Source organism: Cryobacterium sp. AP23 (assembly GCF_054075385.1).
This window is the reverse complement of the sequence record NZ_CM133415.1, coordinates 800,499-825,620: the sequence shown is the minus strand read 5'-3', so window position 1 is coordinate 825,620 and position 25,122 is coordinate 800,499. Positions and strand designations below refer to the sequence as shown.

Genomic DNA, 25,122 nt, shown 5'->3' with positions numbered 1-25,122 from the left:
CTATTCGACCAGATAACTGCACTACCCTCGACACGTGTCCGAAAGCGTTGAAGTCCTGATTACCGCGTCCGTTCTCCCGACATACTCCCATCCGGGAGACGCCGGAGCCGACCTCCACGCCGCAGAAGCGCTCGTCCTGGCGCCGGGTGAACGAGCCCTCGTCGGCACCGGGGTGTCCATCGCCCTGCCCGACGGCTACGCGGCGTTCGTCGTACCCCGGAGCGGCCTCGCCGCCAAGCACGGCATCACCGTGGTGAATTCGCCCGGAACCGTCGACGCCGGCTACCGCGGTGAGATCAAGGTGTGCCTGCTCAACACCGACAGCGCCACGGCGTTCACGATCGCCGTCGGCGATCGGATCGCCCAGCTCATCGTGTCGCCCGTCGTGCGCGCCCAGTTCATCCCCGTCGAACGGTTGCCGGGCAGCCAGCGCGGCGACGGCGGTTTCGGCTCGACCGGCGTGGCGGCCCGTGCGGCAGCCCAGCCGACCCCACACACCATTGCGGCACCGCATCCCGCGGACGCCCCGCAGAGCGGAGAAAACCAGTGAGTGACGACGTGAACCCCAACACGCGCTCGAACATCGACGAGACCCAGCCGGCCAAGAAGAAGAAGCTGGGCAGGAACAAGCTGGGCAAGAACAAGCGGGCCGAGAACACTGACCTGGCCGGCGCCCCGGTGGCCGAGAACGAGGCCGCCGACAACGACCTGGCCGGTACCGATCTGGCCGGTACCGATCTGACCGGTACCGACCTGGCCGAGGCCGACGCCGCCCCCGACCTCACCGCCAAGTCGGCTCCGGAGGACCGCGACATCGAAGGTCCCCTGGACGAATCCGAGGCAAACCCGGTTCGACCGTACGTCGACCTCGGTGGCGTGAAGATCCTGCCGCGGGAGGGCCTGCACCTCCGCCTCGAAATCGAAGAGGGCAGCAAGCGCGTCGTCGCCATCGGCCTGGACTACGCCGGCTCCACCCTGCAGGTGCAGCCCTTCGCCGCACCCCGCTCGAGCGGTCTCTGGCACGAGATCCGCACCCAGATCGCCGACCAGATCGCCAAGCAGGGCGGTTCCACCACGCCCCGTGAAGGCCCGTTCGGCCCGGAGCTCGTCGCCGAGATCCCCGTCGCTGCCGGCCAGGGCCCCAGCGGCACCACCCGCCTGGCCCGGTTCATCGGCGTCGACGGGCCGCGTTGGTTCCTGCGCGGCGTCATCGCGGGCGAGGGCGCCATCGACCCGGAGGCCGCAGCCCAGATCGAGGACCTGTTCCGCAGCATCGTTGTCGTGCGGGGAGCATCACCGATGCCGCCGCGTGACCTCATTCCGCTGCGGATGCCGGCCACTCCCGCCGGCAACCCCGAGCCGACCGGCGTTTAGCCGGCCCCAGCCGAAAGTTCCCCGATGACCGATCACCCCTCGGCCGCAGAGCCGGAACCCCGCCCTGGCGATTCCACCTCCCCGGAAACGGGTGCACCCGAAACACCGGCCGGAGGCGCCTTCGCCGACAGCATGGCCGCCGCGGCACGCCGGGCCGGGTTCAGCCCGGCCGCCGAGGGCGAGCCGATCACCGGACACGCCCTGATCGCCGCCATGGGCGGGATCCGTGGGGTGGTCGAGGCCGTCCTGCCCGGTCTCGTCTTCCTGGTGGCCTACACGATCACGCGCGACCTCATTCCGGCCCTGATCGCCTCGGTGCTCGTCGGCGTGGTGTTCTTCGTGCTCAGGCTTGCGCAGAAGCAGACGGTCACGCAGGCCGTCGGCGGGCTCGTCGGCATCGGCATCAGCGCCGTCCTCGCGCTCCTCACCGGTCGCGCGGAGGACTTCTACCTGCCGGGCTTCTGGACCAACGGCGTCTACGGCGCCGTCCTGCTGGTCTCCGCCCTGATCGGCTGGCCGCTGATCGGCGTCGGTGTGGGGTTCCTGATGGGGGAGCAGTTCGCCTGGCGGTCGGACCCGTCCAAGCGCCGCGTCCTGACGATCCTCACCTTCATGTGGGCGGGCCTCTTCATCCTGCGACTGGCCGTCCAGCTTCCGCTGTACTACGCCGGCAACATCGAGTGGCTCGGCGCGACCAAGCTGCTGATGGGTATTCCTCTGTATGCACCGCTGCTCGTGCTCTCCTGGCTGATGGTGCGCACCGTCTACGCGACCCGCCCCCAGCCATCCGGCCCGACCGGCGCATAGCCGGCAGTGGTATAGTTATCTTGACGTCAAGATAGTTTGGTAAGGCTACCCTTGCTGGCCAAAGCGGGCGTCCCATAGTCAGGATTGGGGATTGCGGACGGTATTCCGTCGGTTTCCACAAAGGAGAGGGCATCGTGTCTGCAGTTAATAGTTTTGGAGCTCGGGACACCCTGCGCGTCGGTTCGACAGACTACGAGGTCTTTCGCCTGGACGCCGTCAAGGGCCACGAGAAGCTTCCGTTCAGCCTCAAGGTGCTGCTGGAGAACCTCCTGCGCACCGAGGACGGCGCCAACATCACCGCGGACCACATCCGCGCCCTCGGCGCGTGGGTTCCCACCGCCGATCCCGACACCGAGATCCAGTTCACGCCGGCCCGCGTGATCATGCAGGACTTCACCGGTGTGCCCTGCATCGTCGACCTCGCCACCATGCGCGAGGCTGTTGCTGCCCTCGGCGGCGACCCCAACACGATCAACCCGCTCGCCCCGGCCGAGATGGTCATCGACCACTCCGTCATCGCGGACCTCTTCGGCAGCGACAACGCCCTCGAACGCAACGTCGAGCTCGAGTACCAGCGCAACGGTGAGCGGTACCAGTTCCTCCGCTGGGGCCAGACCGCTTTCAACGACTTCAAGGTCGTCCCGCCGGGAACCGGCATCGTGCACCAGGTCAACATCGAGTACCTGGCCCGCGTCACGTTCACCCGTGAAGTCAACGGCGTGCTCCGCGCGTATCCCGACACCTGCGTCGGCACCGACTCGCACACCACCATGGTCAACGGCATCGGCGTGCTCGGCTGGGGCGTCGGCGGCATCGAGGCCGAGGCGGCAATGCTCGGCCAGCCCGTGTCGATGCTCATCCCCAAGGTCGTCGGCTTCAAGCTCAACGGCGCCATCCCCACCGGCGTCACGGCAACGGATGTCGTGCTCACCATCACCCAGATGCTGCGCAAGCACGGCGTGGTCGGCAAATTCGTCGAATTCTACGGCGACGGCGTCGCCCAGGTGCCGCTGGCCAACCGCGCCACCATCGGCAACATGAGCCCGGAATTCGGCTCCACCGCCGCCATGTTCCCCATCGACGACGTCACCCTCGACTACCTGCGCCTGACCGGCCGCAGCGAGGACCAGGTCGCCCTCGTCGAGGCGTACTCCAAGCTGCAGGGCCTCTGGCACAACCCGGCCCAGGAACCCGTCTTCAGCGAGTACCTCGAGCTCGACCTCAGCACCGTCGTTCCGTCGATCGCCGGCCCGAAGCGCCCGCAGGACCGCGTCGAACTCAGCAACGCCAAGTCGCAGTTCGAAATCGACCTGCAGAACTACGCCACGCACGACCTGTCCATGGTGGACGCTGCCGTCGAGGCATCCTTCCCGGCCTCCGACCCGATCGGCTTCACCGCTCAGGACGAGCAGAGCGCGCACCAGATCTCGCACCAGCACGTGAGCCACGCTCCCGTCTCGGTGTCGAGCCCGGTTCCCATCACGACCGCCGACGGCGCGAGCTACACGCTCGACCACGGCGCCGTCGCTGTCGCGGCCATCACCTCCTGCACCAACACCTCCAACCCCTCCGTCATGCTCGCCGCCGGCCTCCTGGCCCGGAACGCCGTGAAGAAGGGCCTCAAGTCCAAGCCGTGGGTCAAGACCACCCTGGCGCCGGGCTCGAAGGTCGTCACGGACTACTACGCCAAGGCCGGCCTCACGGGCGACCTCGAGGCCCTCGGCTTCTACACCGTCGGCTACGGCTGCACGGTCTGCATCGGCAACACCGGCCCGCTGATCGACGAGGTCTCCGCCGCGATCAACGACAACGACCTCGCCGTCACCGCCGTGCTCTCCGGAAACCGCAACTTCGAGGGCCGGATCAGCCCGGACGTCAAGATGAACTACCTGGCCAGCCCGCCGCTGGTCATCGCGTACGCCCTGGCCGGGTCGATGAACTTCGACTTCGAGACCGACTCGCTCGGCACCGGCAGCGACGGCAACGAGGTCTACCTCAAGGACATCTGGCCCGACTCCGCCGAGGTGCAGTCCACCATCGACAGCTCGATCGACACCGAGATGTTCACCAAGGAGTACGGCGAGGTCTTCGCCGGCGACGAGCGCTGGCGTTCCCTGCCGACGCCCGACAGCGAGGTCTTCGAGTGGGACCCCAAGTCCACCTACGTGCGGAAGCCCCCGTACTTCGACGGCATGACGCTGGAGACCACCCCGGTCTCCGACATCGTCGGCGCCCGGGTGCTCGCCAAGCTGGGCGACTCGGTCACCACCGACCACATCAGCCCGGCCGGCAACATCAAGGCCGACAGCCCGGCCGGTGCCTACCTGATGGAGCACGGCGTCGAACGCGCCGACTTCAACTCCTACGGCTCGCGTCGCGGCAACCACGAGATCATGATCCGCGGCACCTTCGCGAACATCCGCCTGCGCAACCAGCTGCTCGACGGCGTCGAGGGTGGCTACACCCGCGACTTCACCAAGCCGGATGCGCCGCAGTCGTTCATCTACGACGCCAGCCAGAACTACCAGGCCGCCGGCACACCACTGGTGATCTTCGGTGGCAAGGAGTACGGCTCCGGTTCCTCGCGGGACTGGGCGGCCAAGGGCACCAGCCTCCTGGGCGTCAAGGCCGTCATCACCGAGAGCTTCGAGCGCATCCACCGCTCGAACCTGATCGGCATGGGTGTTGTCCCGCTGCAGTTCCCGGCCGGCGAGAGCTGGGCGTCCCTGGGCCTTGACGGCACCGAGAGCGTGTCGATCTCCGGCATCGAGGAGCTCAACGAGGGCCGCACGCCCAAGACCGTGCGTGTCGTCGCGACGCCGACGGAGCACTCCGCCCCCGGCAAGGCCACCGTCGAGTTCGACGCAGTGGTGCGCATCGACACCCCCGGTGAGGCGGACTATTACCGCAACGGCGGCATCCTGCAGTACGTGCTGCGTTCGCTGGTCGTCTAACCGGCAACTCGCAGAATTGCTCCACACTGGCGCGTAGACTCGGGGAATCCGAACTGCGCGCCAGTTCTGCGTTCGACAGCAACACCAGCACAACAGCAAGACCAAGTGAGCCCGACAGCAAGACCGTGTGAAAGGCAGTGCCGATGACCCTTCTGGAGACGATCCACGGTCCCAGGGACCTTGACGGCCTCACGAAGGATCAACTGGTGCAGCTCGCCGCCGAGGTGCGCGCCTTCCTCGTCGCCGAGATCTCCAAGACCGGCGGGCACCTGGGCCCCAACCTCGGCGTGGTCGAGATGACCATCGCCATCCACCGGCTCTTCGACTCTCCCCGCGACGCGATCGTCTTCGACACCGGGCACCAGTCCTACGTGCACAAGATGCTCACCGGGCGCCAGGACTTCAGCCGCCTCCGCCAGACCGGCGGCCTGGCCGGCTACCCGCAGCGCCGGGAGTCCGAGCACGACATCGTGGAGTCCTCCCACGCTTCCAGCTCGTTGTCCTGGGCCGATGGCATCTCCCGCGCGTTCGAGATGACCGGCCAGAGCGACCGGCACGTGATCGCCGTCGTCGGCGACGGCTCGCTCACCGGCGGCATGACCTGGGAAGCGCTGAACAACATCAGCGACGACAACAACCGCCGACTGATCATCGTCGTCAACGACAACGGCCGCTCCTACGCGCCCACCATCGGCGGTATGGCCCGGTTCCTCAACACGGTGCGGCTGCGCCGCAGCTACAAGGCCGCGTACATCACCAGCCGCGAGGCGTTCGACCACATGGGTGCTCCCGGCCGCGCGGTGTTCCGCGGGGTCCGTGGCGGCCTGCACGGCTTCCTCAGCCGGTTCACCAACAACGAGGCGCTCTACTCCAACCTCGACATCAAGTACATCGGCCCGGTCGACGGCCACGACATGGAAGCCATGCTCGAGGCGCTCACGCAGGCCAAGGACTACGGCGCCCCGGTGATCGTGCACACCATCACCCAGAAGGGCAAGGGCTACGACCCGGCCATGCAGGACGTGGCCGACCAGTTCCACGCCGTCGGGGTCATCGACCCCGAGACCGGTGAGCCGACCGAGAGCGCCGGGGCTCCCTCGTGGACGTCGGTCTTCGCCGACGAGCTGCTAACCCTGGCCACCGGCAACCCGAAGCTGGTCGCCATCACCGCCGCCATGCTGCGGCCCACCGGGCTGCACAAGATGGCCGAGCGCTTCCCCGATCGGGTGCACGATGTCGGCATCGCCGAACAGCACGCCGTGACCAGCGCGGCCGGCCTTGCCTTCGGCGGACTGCACCCCGTCGTCGCCCTCTACGCCACGTTCATCAACCGCGCCTTCGACCAGGTGCTGATGGACGTCGCCCTGCACAAGGCCGGCGTCACCTTCGTCCTCGACCGGGCCGGCGTCACCGGACCGGACGGCCCCAGCCACCACGGCATGTGGGACCTCGCGATCCTGCAGGTCATCCCCAACATCCGGCTGGCGGCACCGCGTGACTCCACCCGGCTGCGCGAGGAACTCGCCGAGGCCGTCCTCGTCGACGACGGGCCCACCGTGCTGCGTTTCCCCAAGGGCTCCACCGGTGTCGAGTTCGACGCCCTGGAACGCCTGGACGACGGCGCCGACGTGCTCCTGCGCAGCAGCCAGCAGGATGTGCTGATCGTCACGGTCGGCCCGATGGCCGGCATGGGCCTCGAGGTCGCCGAGCGCCTCGCCGCGCAGGGGATCGGCGCCACCGTGGTCGACCCGCGCTGGGTCGTTCCGGTGCCCAAGAGCATCATCGAACTGGCCGCCCAGCACCGCATCGTCGTGAGCATCGAGGACGGCATCCGGGTCGGCGGAATCGGCACCCGCATCCGCCAGGACCTGCGTGAGGCCGGCGTCGACACCGCCGTGACCGAGCTGGGCCTGCCGGACGAGTTCCTCGACCACGGCACCCGCGCCGAGATCCTGGAACGCGTGGGTCTGACCCCGCAGCATATCGCCCGCGACGTCGTCGCCATGGTGCTCGGCAGCAAACTGCCGCACGCCCGCGCCCTGCCGGAGGACGCCGCGGCGGCCCGCTCCGACACCGGCACCGTGCCGCTGCAGCGCGCCCCCCGCGACTAACCGCAACTGTTCCCAAAACGGACAATTGCACCCGGTGTACCGGGTGCAATTGTCCGTACGGGGAACAGTTGGTGCGGGTGCTAGTGCAGGATGCTGTCTCCGGTCGGGACAGCGGAACCCACGCCGCGAATCATCGGGGTGTGGAAGGTGCCGCCGAAGACCCGCTCGCTGGCACCGACCCGGTCGAGGTACGGGGTGACCCCGCCCATCTGGAACGGCCAGCCGGCGCCGAGCAGCATGCACAGGTCGATGTCCTCCGGTGCGTGCACCACGTCGTCGTCGAGCATCCGCTTGATCTCATCGGCCAGGCCGTCCTCAACCCGGCGCAGGATCTGCTCCCCGGTCAGCGGTGTGCTCCCGCCGGCTACGATCTTCACCGCACCTTTGTCGAAGCCGGTGACCTGGCCCTTTGAGTTGCGCTCGAGGATCGTGCCGTGCTCGGCGAGCCGGTGCAGGTTGGTGCTCTCAAAGAAGCGGTCGGGGAAGGCGGCGTGGTGGGTGTCCAGCACGTGCGCGCCCACCTTGAGGCCCACCAGTTCGAGCAGTTCGAACGGTGACATCGGCAACCCGAAGGGAGCCAGTGCGCCGTTGACGACCTCGAACGGTGTGCCGGTGTCGACGGCGTGCATGGCCTCGCCGAGTAACTTGGCCAGCACCCGGTTCACCACGAAACCCGGGGTGTCGCGGGTGATGACGGCGTTCTTGCGCAGCTTGGCGGCGATCACCATCGCCGTGGACAGGGTCGCCTCGTCGGTGGCGGGGGTGTTCACGACCTCGATCAGCGGCATCACCGCTACCGGGTTGAAGAAGTGGAAGCCGACCAGCCGCTCGGGGTGGGCGAGCTTGGCGCCGATCTTCTCCACCGACAGCGACGAGGTGTTCGTGGCCAGGATGGCGGTGGGAGAGATGTGCTTCTCGATCTCGGCGAAGACGTCCTGCTTCACGCCGAGCTCCTCGAAGACCGCCTCGATGACCCAGTCGGCGTCGGCGAAGTCGGCCTTGTCGGTGGTTCCGGTCACGAGGGCGCGCAGCCGGTTGGCTTCGTCGGCGTTGATCCTGCCCTTCTTCTGCAGAGTGGCGATCTCGTCGTGGATGTAGGCCACGCCCTTGTCGACCCTGGCCTGGTCGAGGTCGGTGATGACCACCGGCACCTTGAGGCGGCGCACGAAGAGCAGCGCGAACTGGCTGGCCATCAGGCCGGCGCCGATGACGCCGACCTTGCTGATCGGCCGGGCGAGTGCTTTGTCCGGGGCTCCGGCGGGTCGCTTGGCCCGCTTCTGCACCAGGTTGAAGGCGTAAATGCTGGCGGGCAACTGGTCGCCGGAGATGAGGTCGGCGAGGGCGTCGTCCTCCCGGGCGAACCCTTCGTCCCTGGTGCCGGTCTTGGCGGCCTTGATCAAGTCGAGGGCGGCGTACGGTGAGGCGGCGACCGGGCCGATGCGGTTCTGCAGCATCTTTCGGGCGATGCCGATGGCGGCATCCCACTTGACCAGGCGTTCGATCTTGCCCGGGGCGTGCGGTCGGGTCACGGTGGTCGTGCCGGCGATGACGCCGTCGGCCCAGCGGATGGAGTCCTCGAGGAAGGTGACCGACCCGAACATGGTGTCGGCGATGCCCAGTTCGAGTGCGTCGGCGCCGGTGAGGGTGCGGTTGTTCTTGAGCGGGTTCTCCACGATCACCTTGAGCGCGTTCTCGATGCCGACCAGGTTCGGCAGCAGGTAGGAGCCGCCCCAGCCAGGGATCAGGCCGAGGAAGACCTCGGGGAGCGCGATCGCCGGCACGGTGGCGTCGACGGTGCGGTAGTCGGCGTTCAGCGCGATCTCCAGGCCGCCGCCGAGGGCCAGCCCATTGATGAAAACGAACGAGGGCACCCCCAGGGTGCCGAGCTTGCCCAGGGTGTGGTGGCCGAGCTGCGCGAGCAGCTTGCCGACGTGCCGGGACGGGATCTCGCTGACCTTGCTGAGGTCGGCGCCGGCGGCGAGGATGAACGGCTTGCCGGTCACGGCGACGCCGTGGATCTCACCGCGGGTGGCACGGGCGGCGAGCTCGTCCAGGGCCGTGTTGAGTTCCAGCAGGGTGACCGGGCCCAGCGTGTTGGGCCGGGTGTGGTCCCGCCCGTTGTCGAGGGTCAGCAGCGCCAGGGTGCGGTTGCCGGACAGCGGCACATCCCGCACCAGGGAGTGGGTGACGACCTCGTCGCCGAACAGGTCGACGAGGGGGGAGAAGTCGATGGAGGTGTAGTCGGTGCCGCCCGTGGCGGTCGTGTTGTCGGTCATCGCTTGGCTGCCTTCTTGTTGAAGTGCGGATTTTCCCAAATGACGGTGCCACCCTGGCCGAGGCCGATGCACATGGCGGTGACGCCGTAACGCACCTCGGGGTGCGCGGCGAACTGGTGGGCGAGCTGGTTCATCAGGCGCACGCCGGAGGAGGCAAGCGGATGGCCGATGGCGATCGCGCCGCCGTATTCGTTGACCCGGGGGTCGTCGTCGTCGATGCCGAAGTGGTCGAGGAAGGAGATGACCTGAACCGCGAAGGCCTCGTTGAGTTCGAACAGGCCGATGTCGGTGATCGACAGTCCGGCCTTCCGCAGCGCCTTCTCCGTCGACGGTACGGGTCCGAGCCCCATCACCTCGGGTTCGACACCGGCGAAGGCAAAGCTCACGAGCTTCATCTTCACGCTCAGGCCGAGCTCCTTCGCGGTGGCGCCGCTGGCCAGCAGGCAGGCGGTCGCGCCGTCGTTGAGGCCGGAGGCGTTGCCGGCCGTGATGCGGCCGTATGGGCGGAACGGCGTCTTCAGCCCGGCGAGGCCCTCGAGGGTCGTCTCCGGGCGGGGTGCCTCATCGCGGGTGGCCAGGCCCCAGCCGGCCTCGCTCCGGGTGGCCACCGACACCAGGTCGGGCTGGATCTTGCCGGCCGCATACGCGGCGACGACCTTCTGCTGGCTGCGCAGCGCGTACCGGTCGGAGCGTTCCTTGGTGTACTCGGGGAACCGGTCGTGGATGCGTTCGGCGGTGGCGCCCATGTTCAGGGCGTCTTCGCTGACCAGGCGTTCGCTGAGGAACCGCGGGTTCGGGTCGACGCCGGCCCCCATCGGGTGCCGTCCCATGTGCTCGACACCGCCGGCAATGGCCAGGTCGTAGGCGCCGAAACCGATCGCTGCGCCCATGGTTGTTACCGAGGTCATCGCCCCGGCGCACATCCGGTCGATCGCGAAGCCGGGCACGGAAACGGGCAGTCCGGCCAGCAGCGCCGCGGTGCGTCCAAGGGTCAGGCCCTGGTCGCCCGCCTGGGTGGTCGCGGCGATGGCGACATCGTCGATGCGCTCCGGCGGAACATTCGGGTTGCGGTCCATCAATCCGGTGATCGCCTTCACGACCAGGTCGTCGGCGCGGGTATTCCAGTACATACCCTTCTCGCCGGCACGACCGAACGGGGTGCGAACCCCGTCCACGAAGACGACGTCAGTTCTCTCGGCCACTTTGCCTCCATCACTCAAAACAGGTATCGCACGATCCTAGGGTGACGGATTAACCGGAGGGAATCCTTTGACTCTTCCTACGAAATCGACTCCGGAGGAGCGTCGGCGCTTTGGTGGACTTCCACAAAAGCATCCGCGATTAGTTGTGCGGTCGCCTCAATTTGCCAGTCCCGGGCGCCGAGAAGGGCGAGGGCGTCCCCGACAGCGTCGGCGTCGGCGGGTTCCGGCGGCTGCCACGCCACACGGCGCAGGTGATCGGGCGTGAGCAGGTTCTCCAACGGAACCGCGCGCTCCTCGGAGACCGTCGTCAGCGCCGCCCTGGCGGCCTTGAACCGCAGGTCGGCGTCCGGATTGCGGTCGGCCCAGGCGCGCGGCGGCGGCAGGGCGTCGCCGTTCGCCTTGACCGACGGCAGGTCGGCACTGGCGAGGCCCTGCTGGATGGCCTGCCACCACCGGTCGAGTTCGGTGCGGCTCGCGCGACCGTTGAATTCGCGCAGGTCGGCGAGGGCGCTCCGGGTCGCAGGCAGCAGGCGTGCCGCGGCGACCAGGGAGGCGTCGGGAACCAGCCGGCCGGGGGAGACGTCGAGTTCCTGCGCCAGGGCATCCCTGGCGACCCACAGCTGACGGGCCACGGCGAGGTTGCGTTGGCCGCGCACGGCGTGCAGGCCGGACAGCCGGCGCCACGGTTCGGCGCGGGCGGGCTTGGCCTCCTTGGCCAGGACGGCGGCGAATTCCTGGTCGGCGATGTCGGTCTTGCCGGACTCGACCAGCAGGTCGACCATGCTGTCGCGCAGGTCGGGGAGGAGTTCGACGTCGAGGGCGGCGTAGACCAGCCAGCTCTCGGGAAGCGGCCGGGTGGACCAGTTGGCCGCGGAGTGCTCCTTGGCCAGGTGGATGCCCAGGAGCTCCTCGACCACGGTGCCGAGGCCGACCCGGGGCAGGCCGAGCAGGCGGGCCGCAAGTTCGGTGTCGAAGATCCGGATGGGATCCAGGCCCACCTCCCGGAGGCAGGCGAGGTCCTGGCTGGCCGCGTGCAGGATCCACTCGACGTCCGCGAGTGCGGTGTTGAGTTCGCTGAAGTCGCCGATGGCCGGTGGGTCGAAGAGGTAGGTGCCGGCGTCTCGCCGGTAGACCTGGATCAGGTAGGCGCGCTGGGAGTAGGTGAAGCCGGACGCACGTTCGGCGTCGATGCCGACCGGGCCGGTGCCGGCCACGAGCTCATCGACGGCAGCGAGGTAGGCCGCACGGGTGTCGATGACCTGGTGGTCGACCACTGCCCGGTCAGCCACGGGCTGCACGGCGCGCCGACAGGTCTGCGACCCCGAGGACGGGCGGCGCCGGGGTGCTGAGCGCTGCGGACGACATCCGCGGGCCGCCGGTCAGGCTGCTGCTGCTGTCAACTGTGATGGGTCCGAGCGGATCGATCCCACCCGTGCTTACTGCCATGGCGTTCATTCCCAGGGTCTCCCTGCCGGCGAGTTCAGCGCCGCGCGTATCGAGGCCGGCGATATCGACACCGGCCGTTTCCATGCCACCGGAAACGATGCCGGTAGCGACCACTCCCAGCGTATGCAGTCCGGGGCCGGTTCGCCGCCCCTTGGCGGAAGAAGGGCCGATCCGGTCGATCGGGCCGAGGGTGATTCCGTCGTTGGTGTCCTCGCCGTGCCGGGGTGCGTCGCTGCCGGCGGGGTGCGGACCGCGGGGCGGAGACTCACCGACCGGGGGTAGCCCGGCGAGCATGCAGAGCAGTTCTCCCCAGCCTTCGACGTGCGCGGCGAGGTCGTTGTTCAGCGGGCTCCAGGAAGCGCGCAACTCGATCTGGGCACCGTCGCCCTGCCGGGCGAGCTCGCCGAAACCGGAGGACAGAATCTTCGTGGCGGTGCCGGACGCGGCGGTATAGACCGCGCCCCGGGTGTCCAGCGCGTCGACGAGCCACGCCCAGGCGACTTCAGCAAGGAAGGGATCGACGCCGATGTCGGTCTCGAGCGGGGCCTGGGCGAAGCACACCACCCGGAACGGGCCGCCCCAGCTGTCGGGTTCGTCGGGATCGTAGAGCAGGATAAAGCGGCCGGTGCCGAAGTCGGAGTCGCTGCCGTGCCGCACCGGCGTGACGTCTGCGGAGAGCGCAACGGCGTACGGCGCGAGGTTGCCTGGGGCGGAAATCTCGGTCACGACGAGTTCCGCGCGGGGCCTGGCGTGGCGGATGGCGTCGAGCGCCGCAGCGAACTGCGCGGGGCGCTGGGGCTCATCCTCTATATCGGGCACGTCTGCAGACTAGAGTTTTTTCCGTGCGCTGGTGCGAGGCACGCCGAACAGCGCGGAGGTAGGCATGGGCCAGAACCAGGCAGGACCGAGAAGCAACCGTTCCCTGGCCTCAACAGGGCTCGTACTGCTCGGCGGGGTCGCCGGGGTAGCGGCGGCGGCCGCTGTCGCCGCCGGCGTGTTGGCCGGCGTGATGGCCCGGCGCATCGTGACCCCGTCCACGAAGCGGTCCGACGATACCCGCGTCTACGACGTGGACCTCGACGCCGGCACGATCACCCTCCAGCTGACGCCGGATTCGGCGCTGCCCGGCGACTACAGCTTCTGGTTCGCGGCCGACTCGGGCCACGCCCGCCTCGGAGCGATCGAGAGCAGCACCGCCACAAGTGTCACCCGACGAATCCTGAATGTCGACTTCGGCGACCTCGGCACCGCGGTCGCCGGACGCCTGGGCGGATACTCCTTCCTCGGGCCGTGGGACCTCGGCCTGGAGTACGAGAACGTCACGGTGGACACCGACCTCGGTGAGGCACCGGCCTGGCTCATCCCGCCCGCCGCGCCGACGGGGCGCTGGGTGATCCAGGTGCACGGCCGCGGTGTCCGCCGGCACGAGACGCTCCGCGCGGTGCCGGTATTCCACGCGGCGGGCTACACCTCGCTGCTGATCTCCTACCGCAACGACGGCGAGGCACCGCCAAGCGCCGACGGCCGGTTCGGCCTTGGCGACACCGAGTGGCGCGACGTGGAGGCCGCCATCGACTACGCCCTGCGCCACGGCGCCACCGGGATCGTGCTGATGGGCTGGTCGATGGGAGGGGCGATCTCGTTGCAGGCCGCCACCCGAGCCGCACACGACGGTCGCCTGCTCGGCCTCGTGCTTGAGTCGCCCGTGATCGACTGGGCCGACGTCGTCGCCTACCAGGCACTCCTGCTGCGGCTGCCGCGGCCGGTGGTGCGCGGCGCCCTGATCGTGATGGGCCGCCGGTGGGGACGCGCGGTGACGGGTCTGCACCTGCCGATCGACTTCCCCCGGCTCGACTTCGTGTCCAGGGCGAACGACCTGAGCCTGCCGATCCTCATCCTGCACAGCGACGACGACGGCTACGTGCCCTCGGCCCCCTCCCGGCGCCTGGCCGAGCGCCGCCCGGACATCGTCACCCTGGTGCCGTTCGCCGTCGCCAGGCACACCAAGCTCTGGAACTACGATCCGGCGGCCTGGAACGGCTCGATCCTCGCCTGGCTGACGGGGCTGGATGCGGGCCGGCCGGCGATCGAACCCGCCGGAGACGGTGCTGTGCCATCGTCGATCCAGCCGTCGCCGGTCGAGCCGCCGCCGGTCGACCCGGCACCGTAGGATCGGGCCCGGTCAGGCCAGCGCGGCCACGCGTTCGCGCAACTGGCGCTTGGTACGGCCGAGCATCGCGGTCATGCCGCGGAGGCGAAGCGGCGAGACCGCCCGGCTGAGTCCGATGGTCTGGGGGAAGTCATCCGGGACACCCAGCACCGCCTCGACGGTGAGCCCGTCCAGGCCCTGCGCGAGGATCGACGCGAAACCGCGGGTGGTGGGCGACTCGGCCGGTGCGGTCGCGTACAGGTGCACCAGGCCGTCCGGGTCCACCTCGACGAAGATGAACACCGGGGACTGGCATTCCACGACCCTCTCGAAGAGGTCGGGGTGGTCCCGGTAGCGTTCCGGCAGGGCCGGCAGTTCGTTGGAGAACTCCAGCAGCAGTTGCAGGCGGTCCGGTTGCTCGAGGGCCAGGAAGTCCTCGCGGATCTCGGCGAGCTGGGCGGGCAGGTCAGGGGTTGTCATCGACACAATTCTCCCACAATGCAGCTTCCGCCCGGCTGGGAACCGGTCACCGGGGTGACGGCGCAACGCCCGCCGCGGCGCCCTGCACGATCGGCACCCGCACGGCGCTGCCCCACTCGGTCCAGGAGCCGTCGTAGTTGCGGACGTTCTCCACCCCGAGCAGGTGCGTGAGCACGAACCAGGTGTGGCTGGAGCGTTCGCCGATGCGGCAGTACGCGATCACCGGTTCGTCATCGCTGAGGCCGACCTCGCCGCGGTAGATGGCGTCGAGTTCCGGCCGGGAGCGGAAGGTGGCATCCTCTGCTGCCGCTCGCGCCCAGGGCACGGAGACCGCCGACGGGATGTGCCCGGCCCGCAGGGCGCCTTCCTCGGGATACGCCGGTGCGGTGGTGCGTTCGCCGCTGTATTCCTCGGGCGAGCGCACGTCGATGAGGGGGTGGCCGAAGTGGGCCAGCACGTCCTCCTTGTAGGCGCGGATGGGGGCGTCGTCGCGATCGACGACGGGGTAGTCGACCGGTTCAGCGGACTCCCGGTCGGTGGTGACCTCGCGGCCCTCTGCCAGCCACTTCTGGCGGCCGCCGTCGAGCAGGCGCACGTCCTCGTGCCCGAACAGGGTGAACACCCACAGGGCGTACGCCGCCCACCAGTTGCTCTTGTCCCCGTAGATGACGACGGTGCTGTCCCGGCTGATGCCTTTACGCCCCAGCAGCGCGGCGAAGGCGGCGCCGTCGATGTAGTCACGTTCGACGGGGTCGTTGAGGTCGGTGTGCCAGTCGATCTTGACAGCGCCAGGGATGTGGCCGGTTTCGTACAGGATCACGTCTTCGTCGGATTCGACCACGACGAGGCCTGGGGTGCCCAGGTTGGCCTGCAGCCAGTCGGTGGACACCAGGCGCTCCGGATGCGCGTAGGCGGCGAATGTGTCAGACGGGTCTGGTGCGACGGTCATGGTTCCTCCTGGCGGGCGGCCGTGGGCCTGGCCCTGGTGTTCCTGCATTTAGGCTGGTGGACATCCTGCGACACGAATCTATCGGCGTCGCAGGACGAAATGCAGTCCCCGCCGCGTAGATGACGTTTCGAGGCGTGCCTCTGAGGTCTACAAGGATGAAGCCCATACCGATATTCCGCCAGGATGCCGGTTGCACAGACAGGAACCGGATGCCAGACACGGCCGGCACGACCCGCCAGCTTCCCCTCAGGCTCGTCGACAGGTCGCCGTCGATCACCGGCGCGGAGATCGTGGCGGAGCTCGTGCCGCCGCCGCAGTTCGAACACGCCTCGTTCGAGTCCTACCGGCCGGACCTCGACTACCCCTCGCAGTTGGAGGCCGTCGAGCGGCTGAACGCCTTCGCCGCCTGGCGAGGCCGCCCCGGCGGATTCTTCGCCCGCGCGCGCCGGATCAAGCCCGAGCTTCCCGGCATCTACCTCGACGGCGGGTTCGGCGTCGGCAAGACCCACCTCCTTGCCGCCCTCTGGCACGGCGCCCCTGGACCCAAGTACTTCGGCACCTTCATCGAGTACACCGCCCTGGTGGGTGCTCTCGGCTACGCCGAGACCGTCAAGGAGCTCACCGGAGCCAAGCTCATCTGCATCGACGAGTTCGAGCTGGACGATCCGGGCGACACCATGCTGATGACGCGCCTGCTCGGCGAACTCATCGCATCGGGCACCCGGGTCGCGGCGACGTCGAACACCCCGCCGAACTCGCTGGGCGAGGGGCGCTTCGCGGCGGCGGACTTCCTGCGGGAGATCCAGGCGATGTCGGCGAACTTCGAGACGGTACGCATCGACGGGCTCGACTACCGGCGGCGGGACGCGTCCGGGCACGCGGCGACAGTGGAGCCCGAGGCGTTCGTATTGATGACGGACGCCCTTTCCGCCCGCGGCTCCCGGGTCACCATCGACGACTTCGGCGCGCTCATGCGGCACCTCAGCACCGTGCACCCGTCGAAGTACATCAAGATGATCGCGGAGATCGACGTCATCGCTCTGCGACACGTCTACCTGCTCACCGACCAGACGGATGCGCTGCGCCTGGTGGCCTTCATCGACCGGGTCTACGACGCGGAAATTCCGATCATCGCTAGCGGGATGCCCCTGCACGACGTGTTCGACGCCGAGATGATGGGCGGCGGCTACCGCAAGAAGTACCAGCGTTCGCAGTCCCGGATGGTGGCGCTGAGCACCGGGGAACTGCCGCCGCACGCCGAATGAACCGCGAGCACGAAACACGCTATTAACTTTCGTGGCGGATGCGTAACCTGCTGGAAACACGGAAGAACGGCTCTTGAAACGTCTCGGTCGGAGACTGAATGGCGTACCCGAGACTGACATCGCAACCCGCACGCACGTAGTGCCCCCCTCGCGGTACACCCAGCAAACTCGAGAGGTGTGAGGACAAACTATGGACACGGGAAGCATTGCATGGGGGTTGACGGCAACCGCACTGGTGCTGTTCATGACCCCAGGAGTCGCGTTCTTCTACGGCGGCCTGGTCAAGGCGAAGAGCGTCGTCAGCATGATGATGATGAGCTTCGGGGCCCTTGGGCTGATCTCGGTGCTCTGGATCCTGTACGGATACAACATGAGCGCGGTCGACGGACCCACGCAGTTTGCGGGTAACCCGTTCTCCGACTTCGGCCTCGGCGCCCTCGCCACCGGCGAGACCGGCAACCTCGATCTCCTCGGCGCCACCTACGGCGCCACCTTCGCGATCATCACCGTCGCCCTGATCTCCGGCGCTGTGGCCGACCGCGCCAAGTTCGGCTCCTGGATGATCTTCGCGGGAATCTGGGCAACCCTGGTGTACTTCCCGGTCGCAGCGTGGGTCTGGGGCGGCGGCTGGATCATGAACCTCGGCGACACCCTCGGCCTGCCGAGCGTCATCGACTACGCCGGCGGTACCGCCGTGCACATCAACGCCGGTGCAGCCGCACTGGCCCTTGCCCTTGTCCTCGGCAAGCGCATCGGCTTCCAGAAGGGGATCACCAAGCCGCACAACGTGCCGCTGGTCCTGCTCGGCGCTGCCATCCTGTGGTTCGGCTGGTTCGGCTTCAACGCCGGCGCCGAATGGCTGAACGGGCTGGAAAACGTCGGCCTGATCGTCGTCAACACCCTCGGTGCGACTGCCGCCGCCATCCTCGGTTGGATGATCGTGGAGAAGATCAAGGACGGCAAGGCCACCTCGGTCGGAGCCGCATCCGGAGCCGTCGCCGGCCTCGTCGCCATCACCCCGGCCTGCGCCAACCTCGAGCCCGGCTGGGCCCTGCTGCTCGGTGTCATCGCCGGTGCCGTCTGCGCCATGGCCATCGAGATGAAGTTCAAGTTCGGCTTCGATGACTCGCTCGACGTCGTGGGCATCCACCTCGTCGGTGGTGTCCTCGGCACCCTGTACCTGGGCTTCTTCGCGATCGGCACCGGCCTCTTCGTCGGTGGCGACCTCGGCCAGCTCGCCGTGCAGGCCATCGCCGCCTTCGCCGTGCTGATCTACTCCTTCGTCGTCGCCTACGTCCTGGGCCTGGCCATCGAGAAGACCATCGGTTTCCGCGTCAAGAACGAAGACGAGGTTGCCGGCATCGATACCTCGGTGCACGGCGAAGAGGGCTACGCCCTTGCCAACGTCTGACCCGGCGAATCGCGCCTGACGCGCGATGAGCCGAACAGGGCGGTGAGGTAGTGTTCGGGTGTGTCACGCACCCGGCGCCTCCTCACCGCCCTTCGTTCTGCCCTCTTGCGCACAGCACCGGTCAAGAGCACGGCGCCGACCGGACCCGTCTCCGACGCGTCCGGCCCGGGCCAGTCCGGTCCGGAAGCAACGATCGAACTCGATCCGTCGGCGGTACGCCGGGCAACCTGGGGGTACGCCCCCGAGACCGACGGGGCGCTGGACCGCGGCGAGATTGTCTGGACCTGGGTTCCGTACGAGGAACGGGACGGCCGCGGCAAGGACCGACCAGTAGTGATCATGGCCACCCTCGCCGATGGACGGATGCTTGCGGTCCAGCTCACTAGCAAGGACCACACCGATGACGACGACTACGTCCCGCTCGGGGTCGGGCCGTGGGACCGAGACCGGCGGCCGAGTTGGGCCGGGATCGACCGGGTTTTCCAGGTGCGCCAGGGCGGGGTCCGGCGCGAGGGCACCGTCGTTGACGCGGTCAGGTACACACTGATCGAGCGAGCCTTGCGGGCCCGGCACAACTGGAGCTGACCTGGCCGATGCCGCTGGCTAAGACCATGCGCCGGCCTTGACCGCGCCCTGAGGGTGAGGCATTATCACCTCACTGGCGGTGACCCGAACGCCGCGAGAAGCTCCGTCAAGGTTCCGGTGCGCCGGGACCTTGACGGAGTCACCCCCGTTTTCCCTGCAGCCGCTCAGTTCACGCTCCCGCTGACCACGCCGCTCGCGCCATGGATGCAACTCGAGGATGTCTCCCGATGCCCCCACCTCCAGCTTCCACACCCAAGTCCCCGTCGCCCCCTCAAGCCCGGACGGTCCTTCCTGACCCGGATACCGCGGAGTTCCCTCTTCCCCTCAGCATCGCCAGCGAACCGGGGTGGTACCTGCATCGCCCACGGCTGGACGCCCTGCTCGAACGGCTGAGAGCCCCCGACGCCCGGATCATCGCGCTGTGGGATGCCGCGGGTTCCGGCAAGACCACCCTGATGGCGGGGTGGGCGCGGGGCATCCGGGCGGCGAACGGGGCAGTGGATTGGATCTCCGCCGCCGACCTGGGCGATGCCCCTGACGCCGTCCAGATCATGCGCAGCCTCAGGGCGGCCGCCAGTATCGACGCGGGGGGAAGCGACCCACGGTTCGTGTTCGTCGACGACCTGCACCTCGCCGAAACGTCGTCGCCGACCGGCGCGGCGGATCTCACCAGGCTCCTCGAGGAGCTGGCCGAGCTGCCGGCTGACATGCGCATCGTGGTGTCCGGCCGTCACCGTCCCGGAGCAGGTTCGGCGCCGCTGGAAGCGGCCGGCGTGCTGATCGAGTGCCCCGAGGACACTCTGGCGTTCACCCTGGAAGAGACGCTCGCCCTCGCCGCGCACCACGACATCGACCTGTCGGCCCAGGATGCCGCGGCGCTGTGGCAACACACGGGCGGCTGGGCGACAGGGGTTTCTCTCGCCCTCACCTGGCGGAGGACGGTAGGGGAGACGCTGGACCTGAAGGGCTTCGACGGTGACAACCCGGCGGTGTCCGACTATCTGGCCGCCGAGATCGTCACGGACCTCGACGCGGGGGATCGGGAGGTCTTGCTGCACGCGGCGCTGTCCGAAGTGGTCGCCCTCGACCTGGCGGTGGCGGTATCGGAGCGCACCGACGCCGGAGACGTCCTCGAGCGCCTGGCCCGCCGCAACACGCTCATCGCCCGGGACCGGGCCGGTGAAGGCGAAACCGGATACCGGTATCACCCCATTCTGCTGGCCTATCTGCAGGCGGAAGGTCGGAGGCGGGATTCCAGCGCGGCGACGGCGAGGCACCTGCTGGCCAGTCGTTGGCACTCCGACCGCGCGCACGGCGCGGCAGCGCTGGAGCAGTCGCTGCTCGCGCACGATCCGCTCCTCGCCGACGAGCTGCTCGAACGATTCGGACTCGGTTTGGTGCTGACCGGCGCCACCGACCTGGTGGACCGTGCGCTCAGCGTGACCCACGGCCGGGTGGTCTCCCCGGCTACGGTGTGCCTGCGGGTGCTGCTCGCGCCCCTTTCCGGCCCCGGCTGGCGGGCACCGCACCAGCTTCTGCAGGCCTCCGCGGCCATGGCCGCACTGCTGCCGGGCGGACGTGGCGGCAAGGCGACAACCACCCGATGGGGATTTGTCCTCGAGACGCTGTGGGCCCTGTACGCCAGCGAGCGTTCCGACGTCGAGACCCGGTTGCGCACCTTGCAGGACCCGTCGGCCTCGGCGGCGCGGCAGGACCTGTTCGTCGACCTCCTCGCGGCGTTGGCCGAAGGCCGCTGCCTGGACAGACTCGGCCGGTCCGGCCAGGCAGAGGACGTCCTGCGGGATGTCGCGGAGTCGGCGCGGGAAGGCGGGCTCGATTGGCTCTTCCTTCAGGCCAGCGACCTGGCCGCGACGGCCGCCGGGCACGCCGGCAACTGGCTGCACGTGGCAATGCTCGAGGGGGAGATGGCGGCCGCTGCCACGCGGGCCGGTGCCGTGCGCCCGTTCGACCATGCCACGAGCCGGGCGGTGCTCTACTCGATGATCCAGCGGTATGAACGCTGCCAACCGGTCGACCCGGCCGTTCTGGCGGAACTGGCGGCCGCGGAGACTGAGGCCGGCGTCAAGGTTCCGGCGGAGGTTCTCTTGCTGATGGCCCAGTTCGACAATTCGGCGCGCGCACGCCAGGCCCTCGACAGGCTGATGCTGCTGATGCGCGAGGTGGGCGCGGAGCATCCGCGGGCGCTGAGCCTGTGCTGTGTGCCGTTGATCGAGGTGAGCGGTTCTCTCGACGGACGCTCCGAGACGTCGCTGTTCGTTCGGCTGATCGAGCGCGCGCTCGGCGAGGATTCCCTCGAGGCGGTGCTGGTGAAGTTCCTCCTCGTTCCGCCCACCAGGGCCGGGCATCCGGCGGAGGAGCGGCTACGCGGCGCGGCCCTGGAGGAACGCACCGCCTGGCGCGGGTCGACCATCGTGACCGCCTGGATCGCCCTCGCCCATGTCGCGGATGTGTCCGGCCGGCACGTCGAGTCGGACGCGCGCCTCCTCCGTGCCCTGCGGTTGTCGAGCCGCATCGGCGCTGAACGGGCCTTCCTCGCCGGCGGCGGCCAGGGCGTTTCCCTCATCCGCGGCCGGCTGGGCCGGCTCGGTGACCTTGACGAGTACGCCAGGCACGTGTTGCGGTGCGCCGACAGCATCCCCGAATACGAACGCCCGCAAGCCCAGGACCGGTCGCACAACACTCCCGCGTTGACCCCGCGCGAGCGCGACCTGTTGCGGGAACTGCCGTTCCACCAGTCCGTCGCGGACATCGCGAGGAGCCGGAACGTCAGTCCGAACACCGTGAAGACCCACCTGCGGAACATTTACCAGAAGCTCGACGCGGCGAACCGCGCGGATGCCGTCGCGATAGCCCAGGACCGTGGCCTGCTCTGAGAGTCCACCGGCGAGATTCACCCGTTCCGGGTGACTCGACGCTCGGCGTGCGCGGCGACACTGAGGCCGGGCGGGTGGTCGGTGCGACCACCCCGGGCACGAGGAGGAGATCACCGTGGAGGAATTCAGGTACGGGCCGGTGGAGATCCTCTTGATCTCCTTCGATGGGGACAGGCCGGGAGCGGCGCTGGGCGATGCGTTGCGCCAGTTGGTCGACGAGAAGACCGTCACTCTCCTCGACCTCATTTTCGTGTCCCGCAGCGTCCAAGGCGACCTGCGCATCGTCGAGGTGGAGGACCTGCCCGAGAGGGCCCAGTTGCCCGACCTGGCACTGGGTGAACTCGGCCTCGCGGGAATGGACGATGTCGAAGAGCTCGCGACCGAGCTCCCGCCGGGAACCTCCGCGGCCATCCTCGTCGTGGAGCTCACCTGGGCGCGGAACTTCGCATCCGTGCTGGCGGCGTCAGGTGGTTCCGTGCTTCATTCCGAGCGAATCCCCGCTCCCGTCGTCAACGCCGTGCTCGAAGCCGCATCAACCGACTCAGATTAAGGACACGATCATGTCACCACGTCGAATGGGACGCCCAGGGCTCATCGGAATGGCCGCGCGCACGGCAGTGGTTGCCGGCACGGCAACAGCCGTGAGCGGCAATGTGCAACGCCGTCAGATGAACCGCGCCCAGGACGCCCAGGCGCAGGCCGATGCAGAAGCCCAGGCCCAGCAGGCCGAGGCCCAGCAGGCCGAGGCCCAGCAGGCCGAGGCCCAGCAGACCGAGTACGCGGCGCAGCAGCAGGCTGCCGCGCCGTCGGCATCCGCGGCCTCTGCCCTGCTCGACCAGCTGAACCAGCTCTCCCAGCTGCACAACGCCGGGGTGCTCAGTGACACGGAGTTCACGGCGGCGAAGACAAAACTGCTGGCCTGAGAGAACAATCGGCCTTCTGGACGCCCCACGGCCGGGTGCGGACCGCTAGCCTACTGGGAGGGAGCGGGGCCCTTCTGGCTGCGCGACGTCATGTTCGCCAGGCGCGGACCGGAAGGTACACATGTTTGAACTCCTCAGTCCGATTATCGGTATCGTCTTCCTCGTCATCGTGGTGGGGGTGATCGTGCTCGTGTACGCCCGCTCGGTGTACAAGAACGCCGGGCCGGACGAAGCACTCGTCATCACCGGCAAGAAGTCGAAGAAGACCATCGTCGACGGAGCCACCCTCGAGGAGTCCGGCCAGCGCGTCGTCCACGGCCAGGGTGTGTTCATCACCCCGTTCTTCCAGAAGGCGTTCAAGATCAGCCTGCGGAGCCGGGCCATTGAGATCACGGCCGTCGCGCAGGACCGCAACGGCATCACCCTCACGGTCGAGGCCGTCGCCATCGTGAAGGTCGGCGACGACCCCACCGCGATCCGTGCCGCCGCCCAGCGCTTCACCGGCCAGGACAAGAACATCGACAACTTCGCGCAGGAAGTGCTCAGCGGTTCGCTGCGGTCCTCGATCGGCGCCACCGACGTGATGACGATCATCCAGAAGCGCGACGAGCTCGGCACCTCGGTGCTCGCCACCGCGCGGGAGTCGCTCGCGAACCAGGGCGTCGACGTCGACTCCTTCGAGATCAAGGGCATCACCGACGCGAACGACTACATCCGCGACCTCGGTCGCGCCGAGCAGGCCAAGGTGCGTCGCCAGGCCGAGGTGGCCGAGCACCAGGCCAACCGCGAGGCCCAGGAGGCGTCCATCATCGCCGAGCAGGCCGTTGCCGAGGCCCAGAACACGCTCGCCCTGCGTAAGGCCGCGCTGCAGCTGGACACCGACAAGGCCTCCGCCGAGGCCGCCGCCGCCAAGCCGCTCGCCGAGGCGAAGGCCCAGCAGAACATCGTGCAGGAGCAGGAACTCACGGCCAAGCGCCGCGCCAGCCTGCGCAAGGCCGAGCTCGACTCCGAGGTCAACGCGGTAGCGGATGCCGACGCCTACCGGGTGCGCATCTCAGCCGCCGCAGCCGCTGAGGCCCGTGTCGCAGCCGCCAACGCCGACAGGGACAGCCGGGTCGCGTCGGCCGAGGCCATCCGCGCGGAAGGCCAGGCCAACGCCGACGCCATCCTTGCCCGCGGTTCTGCCGAGGCCGAGGCCACTCGCCTCAGCGCCCAGGCCGTTGCCGAGCAGTCCGAGGCTCTCATCCAGCTGCGCCTGGTGGAGATGCTCCCCAAGATCGCGCACGAACTGGCCGCCCCGATGAGCAACATCGACCAGCTCACGGTGATCTCCACCGACGGTGCCAGCCAGCTGAGCAAGAACGTGGCATCGGGGTTCTCCGAAGTCGATGCCGTGCTCAACTCGACGATGGGCGTGGGCATCAAGGACCTGCTCGGCGGCCTCGTCGGCGGAACCGCCGCCGGGAACGCCCTGGCCCGGGCCCAGGCGTCCGACGGTTTCGTGCCCGCAGGCGCCTCGGCTGCGGCCGGGGCTGTGCCTGTGGAAGACGCCGTCTAACCCTTCCGATGTCAGAAGCCTGGCCGATCTCGACCGTCGCCCCGCCGCTCGTCGGCCGGGCGACGGCGAGCCAGCGCTGGTCGGACCTGGTCTTTCTGCACTGGCGGGTGGATGCCGAGCAGGTCGCGCCGCTGCTCCCGGCCGGCCTCCGTCCAGACGTCTTCGACGGCTCGAGCTGGGTCGGCCTGATCCCGTTCGTCCTGGACCGTGCCACGGTTTTCGGCAGCCCGCCCGTGCCGTACTTCGGCAACTTCGTGGAGGTCAACGTTCGGCTGTACGCGGTCGACTCCCGCGGTCGCCGGGGTGTCGTGTTCGTGTCCCTTGAGGCGTCCAGGCTCGCGGCGGTGCTCGCCGCCCGCGCGCTGTTCGCGATTCCCTACATGTGGTCGAAGACGCAGCTCGAGGTGGCGGCGGGGGAGTACCGCTACTCGTCCACTCGCCACCTCGCCGCCGGTGCCCACTCGAGGATCGTGGCGCGGCCGACGGGTGTTCCCGTCCGCCATGATCCGCTTGCCGACTTCCTCACCGCCCGCTGGGCCTTGTTCACCCGGGTGCGCGGCCGCACCAAGCGGCTCCGCAACCACCACGAACCGTGGCAATTGTTCACCGCGGAGCTCGTCGACCTCGATGACACCCTGCTGGCGACGGCGGGGTTTCCCGGGCTGGCGGGTGCCCGCGAACCCGACTCGGTGCTGTACTCGCCCGGGGTCACCACCTGGTTCGGCACCCGGGACTAGC

The 25,122-nt window shown here is 68.7% G+C and carries 19 protein-coding genes and 1 pseudogene; 14 read left to right on the top strand and 6 right to left on the bottom strand.

What is annotated here, in order from left to right; translation table 11 throughout:
* Positions 1-34: 34 nt before the first annotated feature.
* The 5 genes from dut to dxs all read left to right on the top strand — a co-directional run bounded on the left by dut (position 35) and on the right by dxs (position 7,246).
* Positions 35-550 carry a dUTP diphosphatase gene (dut, locus tag ACU5E9_RS03795; RefSeq protein WP_456812297.1) on the top strand — a complete coding sequence of 172 codons (516 nt, stop codon included), beginning with the start codon at positions 35-37 and terminating at the stop codon, positions 548-550.
* Between the two features lie 188 nt (positions 551-738).
* Positions 739-1,374 carry a DUF3710 domain-containing protein gene (locus ACU5E9_RS03790; protein WP_456813493.1) on the top strand — a complete coding sequence of 212 codons (636 nt, stop codon included), beginning with the start codon at positions 739-741 and terminating at the stop codon, positions 1,372-1,374.
* A gap of 24 nt (positions 1,375-1,398) precedes the next feature.
* A complete protein-coding gene (locus ACU5E9_RS03785; RefSeq protein WP_456812296.1) occupies positions 1,399-2,181 on the top strand; it encodes a DUF3159 domain-containing protein in 783 nt (260 codons plus the stop codon).
* Between the two features lie 134 nt (positions 2,182-2,315).
* Complete coding sequence (gene acnA, locus ACU5E9_RS03780) at positions 2,316-5,135, top strand: aconitate hydratase AcnA (protein WP_456812295.1); 2,820 nt, start codon at positions 2,316-2,318, stop codon at positions 5,133-5,135.
* Positions 5,136-5,278: 143 nt separating this feature from the next.
* Positions 5,279-7,246 (top strand): 1-deoxy-D-xylulose-5-phosphate synthase, encoded by a 1,968-nt coding sequence (dxs, locus tag ACU5E9_RS03775; protein WP_456812294.1) that lies wholly within the window; start codon positions 5,279-5,281, stop codon positions 7,244-7,246.
* A gap of 80 nt (positions 7,247-7,326) precedes the next feature.
* Here dxs and ACU5E9_RS03770 read toward each other — a convergent pair whose 3' ends face one another.
* From ACU5E9_RS03770 to ACU5E9_RS03755, 4 genes and pseudogenes are all read right to left on the bottom strand, one after another.
* Positions 7,327-9,522 carry a 3-hydroxyacyl-CoA dehydrogenase NAD-binding domain-containing protein gene (locus ACU5E9_RS03770; protein WP_456812293.1) on the bottom strand — a complete coding sequence of 732 codons (2,196 nt, stop codon included), beginning with the start codon at positions 9,520-9,522 and terminating at the stop codon, positions 7,327-7,329.
* Positions 9,519-10,724: a thiolase family protein gene (locus ACU5E9_RS03765; protein WP_456812292.1), complete on the bottom strand. Its 1,206-nt coding sequence runs from the start codon at positions 10,722-10,724 to the stop codon at positions 9,519-9,521. The genes ACU5E9_RS03770 and ACU5E9_RS03765 overlap by 4 nt, the downstream gene beginning before the upstream one ends.
* A 77-nt stretch (positions 10,725-10,801) precedes the next feature.
* Positions 10,802-12,013 carry an HRDC domain-containing protein gene (locus ACU5E9_RS03760; protein WP_456812291.1) on the bottom strand — a complete coding sequence of 404 codons (1,212 nt, stop codon included), beginning with the start codon at positions 12,011-12,013 and terminating at the stop codon, positions 10,802-10,804.
* Positions 12,014-12,434: 421 nt separating this feature from the next.
* Positions 12,435-12,980, bottom strand: a pseudogene (locus tag ACU5E9_RS03755) (DUF3000 domain-containing protein); the annotation flags it as partial.
* 73 nt (positions 12,981-13,053) lie between these two features.
* On the opposite strand from ACU5E9_RS03755, the gene ACU5E9_RS03750 reads away from it, so the two are divergent.
* Positions 13,054-14,340 (top strand): alpha/beta hydrolase family protein, encoded by a 1,287-nt coding sequence (locus ACU5E9_RS03750; protein WP_456812290.1) that lies wholly within the window; start codon positions 13,054-13,056, stop codon positions 14,338-14,340.
* A gap of 12 nt (positions 14,341-14,352) precedes the next feature.
* Here ACU5E9_RS03750 and ACU5E9_RS03745 read toward each other — a convergent pair whose 3' ends face one another.
* A complete protein-coding gene (locus tag ACU5E9_RS03745) occupies positions 14,353-14,799 on the bottom strand; it encodes a SufE family protein (RefSeq protein ID WP_456812289.1) in 447 nt (148 codons plus the stop codon).
* 46 nt (positions 14,800-14,845) lie between these two features.
* Complete coding sequence (locus tag ACU5E9_RS03740) at positions 14,846-15,748, bottom strand: sulfurtransferase (RefSeq protein WP_456812288.1); 903 nt, start codon at positions 15,746-15,748, stop codon at positions 14,846-14,848.
* 209 nt (positions 15,749-15,957) lie between these two features.
* Between ACU5E9_RS03740 and zapE the strand changes: the two genes are divergently transcribed.
* The 8 genes from zapE (at position 15,958) to ACU5E9_RS03700 (ending at position 25,121) form a co-directional block, all read left to right on the top strand.
* Positions 15,958-17,013 (top strand): cell division protein ZapE, encoded by a 1,056-nt coding sequence (zapE, locus tag ACU5E9_RS03735; RefSeq protein ID WP_456812287.1) that lies wholly within the window; start codon positions 15,958-15,960, stop codon positions 17,011-17,013.
* Between the two features lie 190 nt (positions 17,014-17,203).
* Entirely contained in the window at positions 17,204-18,424 is a 1,221-nt protein-coding gene (locus tag ACU5E9_RS03730) for an ammonium transporter (protein ID WP_456812286.1), read from the top strand.
* Between the two features lie 60 nt (positions 18,425-18,484).
* Positions 18,485-19,009 carry a type II toxin-antitoxin system PemK/MazF family toxin gene (locus tag ACU5E9_RS03725; protein ID WP_456812285.1) on the top strand — a complete coding sequence of 175 codons (525 nt, stop codon included), beginning with the start codon at positions 18,485-18,487 and terminating at the stop codon, positions 19,007-19,009.
* A gap of 227 nt (positions 19,010-19,236) precedes the next feature.
* Complete coding sequence (locus ACU5E9_RS03720) at positions 19,237-21,903, top strand: LuxR C-terminal-related transcriptional regulator (RefSeq protein ID WP_456812284.1); 2,667 nt, start codon at positions 19,237-19,239, stop codon at positions 21,901-21,903.
* A 115-nt stretch (positions 21,904-22,018) separates the two neighbouring features.
* On the top strand, positions 22,019-22,453 hold the full coding sequence (locus tag ACU5E9_RS03715) for a DUF6325 family protein (protein WP_456812283.1): 435 nt from the start codon (positions 22,019-22,021) through the stop codon (positions 22,451-22,453).
* Between the two features lie 10 nt (positions 22,454-22,463).
* Positions 22,464-22,826, top strand: coding sequence for an SHOCT domain-containing protein (locus tag ACU5E9_RS03710; RefSeq protein ID WP_456812282.1), 363 nt, complete (start codon positions 22,464-22,466; stop codon positions 22,824-22,826).
* Positions 22,827-22,947: 121 nt separating this feature from the next.
* Complete coding sequence (locus ACU5E9_RS03705) at positions 22,948-24,384, top strand: flotillin family protein (protein WP_456812281.1); 1,437 nt, start codon at positions 22,948-22,950, stop codon at positions 24,382-24,384.
* A gap of 8 nt (positions 24,385-24,392) precedes the next feature.
* Positions 24,393-25,121 carry a YqjF family protein gene (locus tag ACU5E9_RS03700; protein ID WP_456812280.1) on the top strand — a complete coding sequence of 243 codons (729 nt, stop codon included), beginning with the start codon at positions 24,393-24,395 and terminating at the stop codon, positions 25,119-25,121.
* Position 25,122 lies beyond the last annotated feature (1 nt).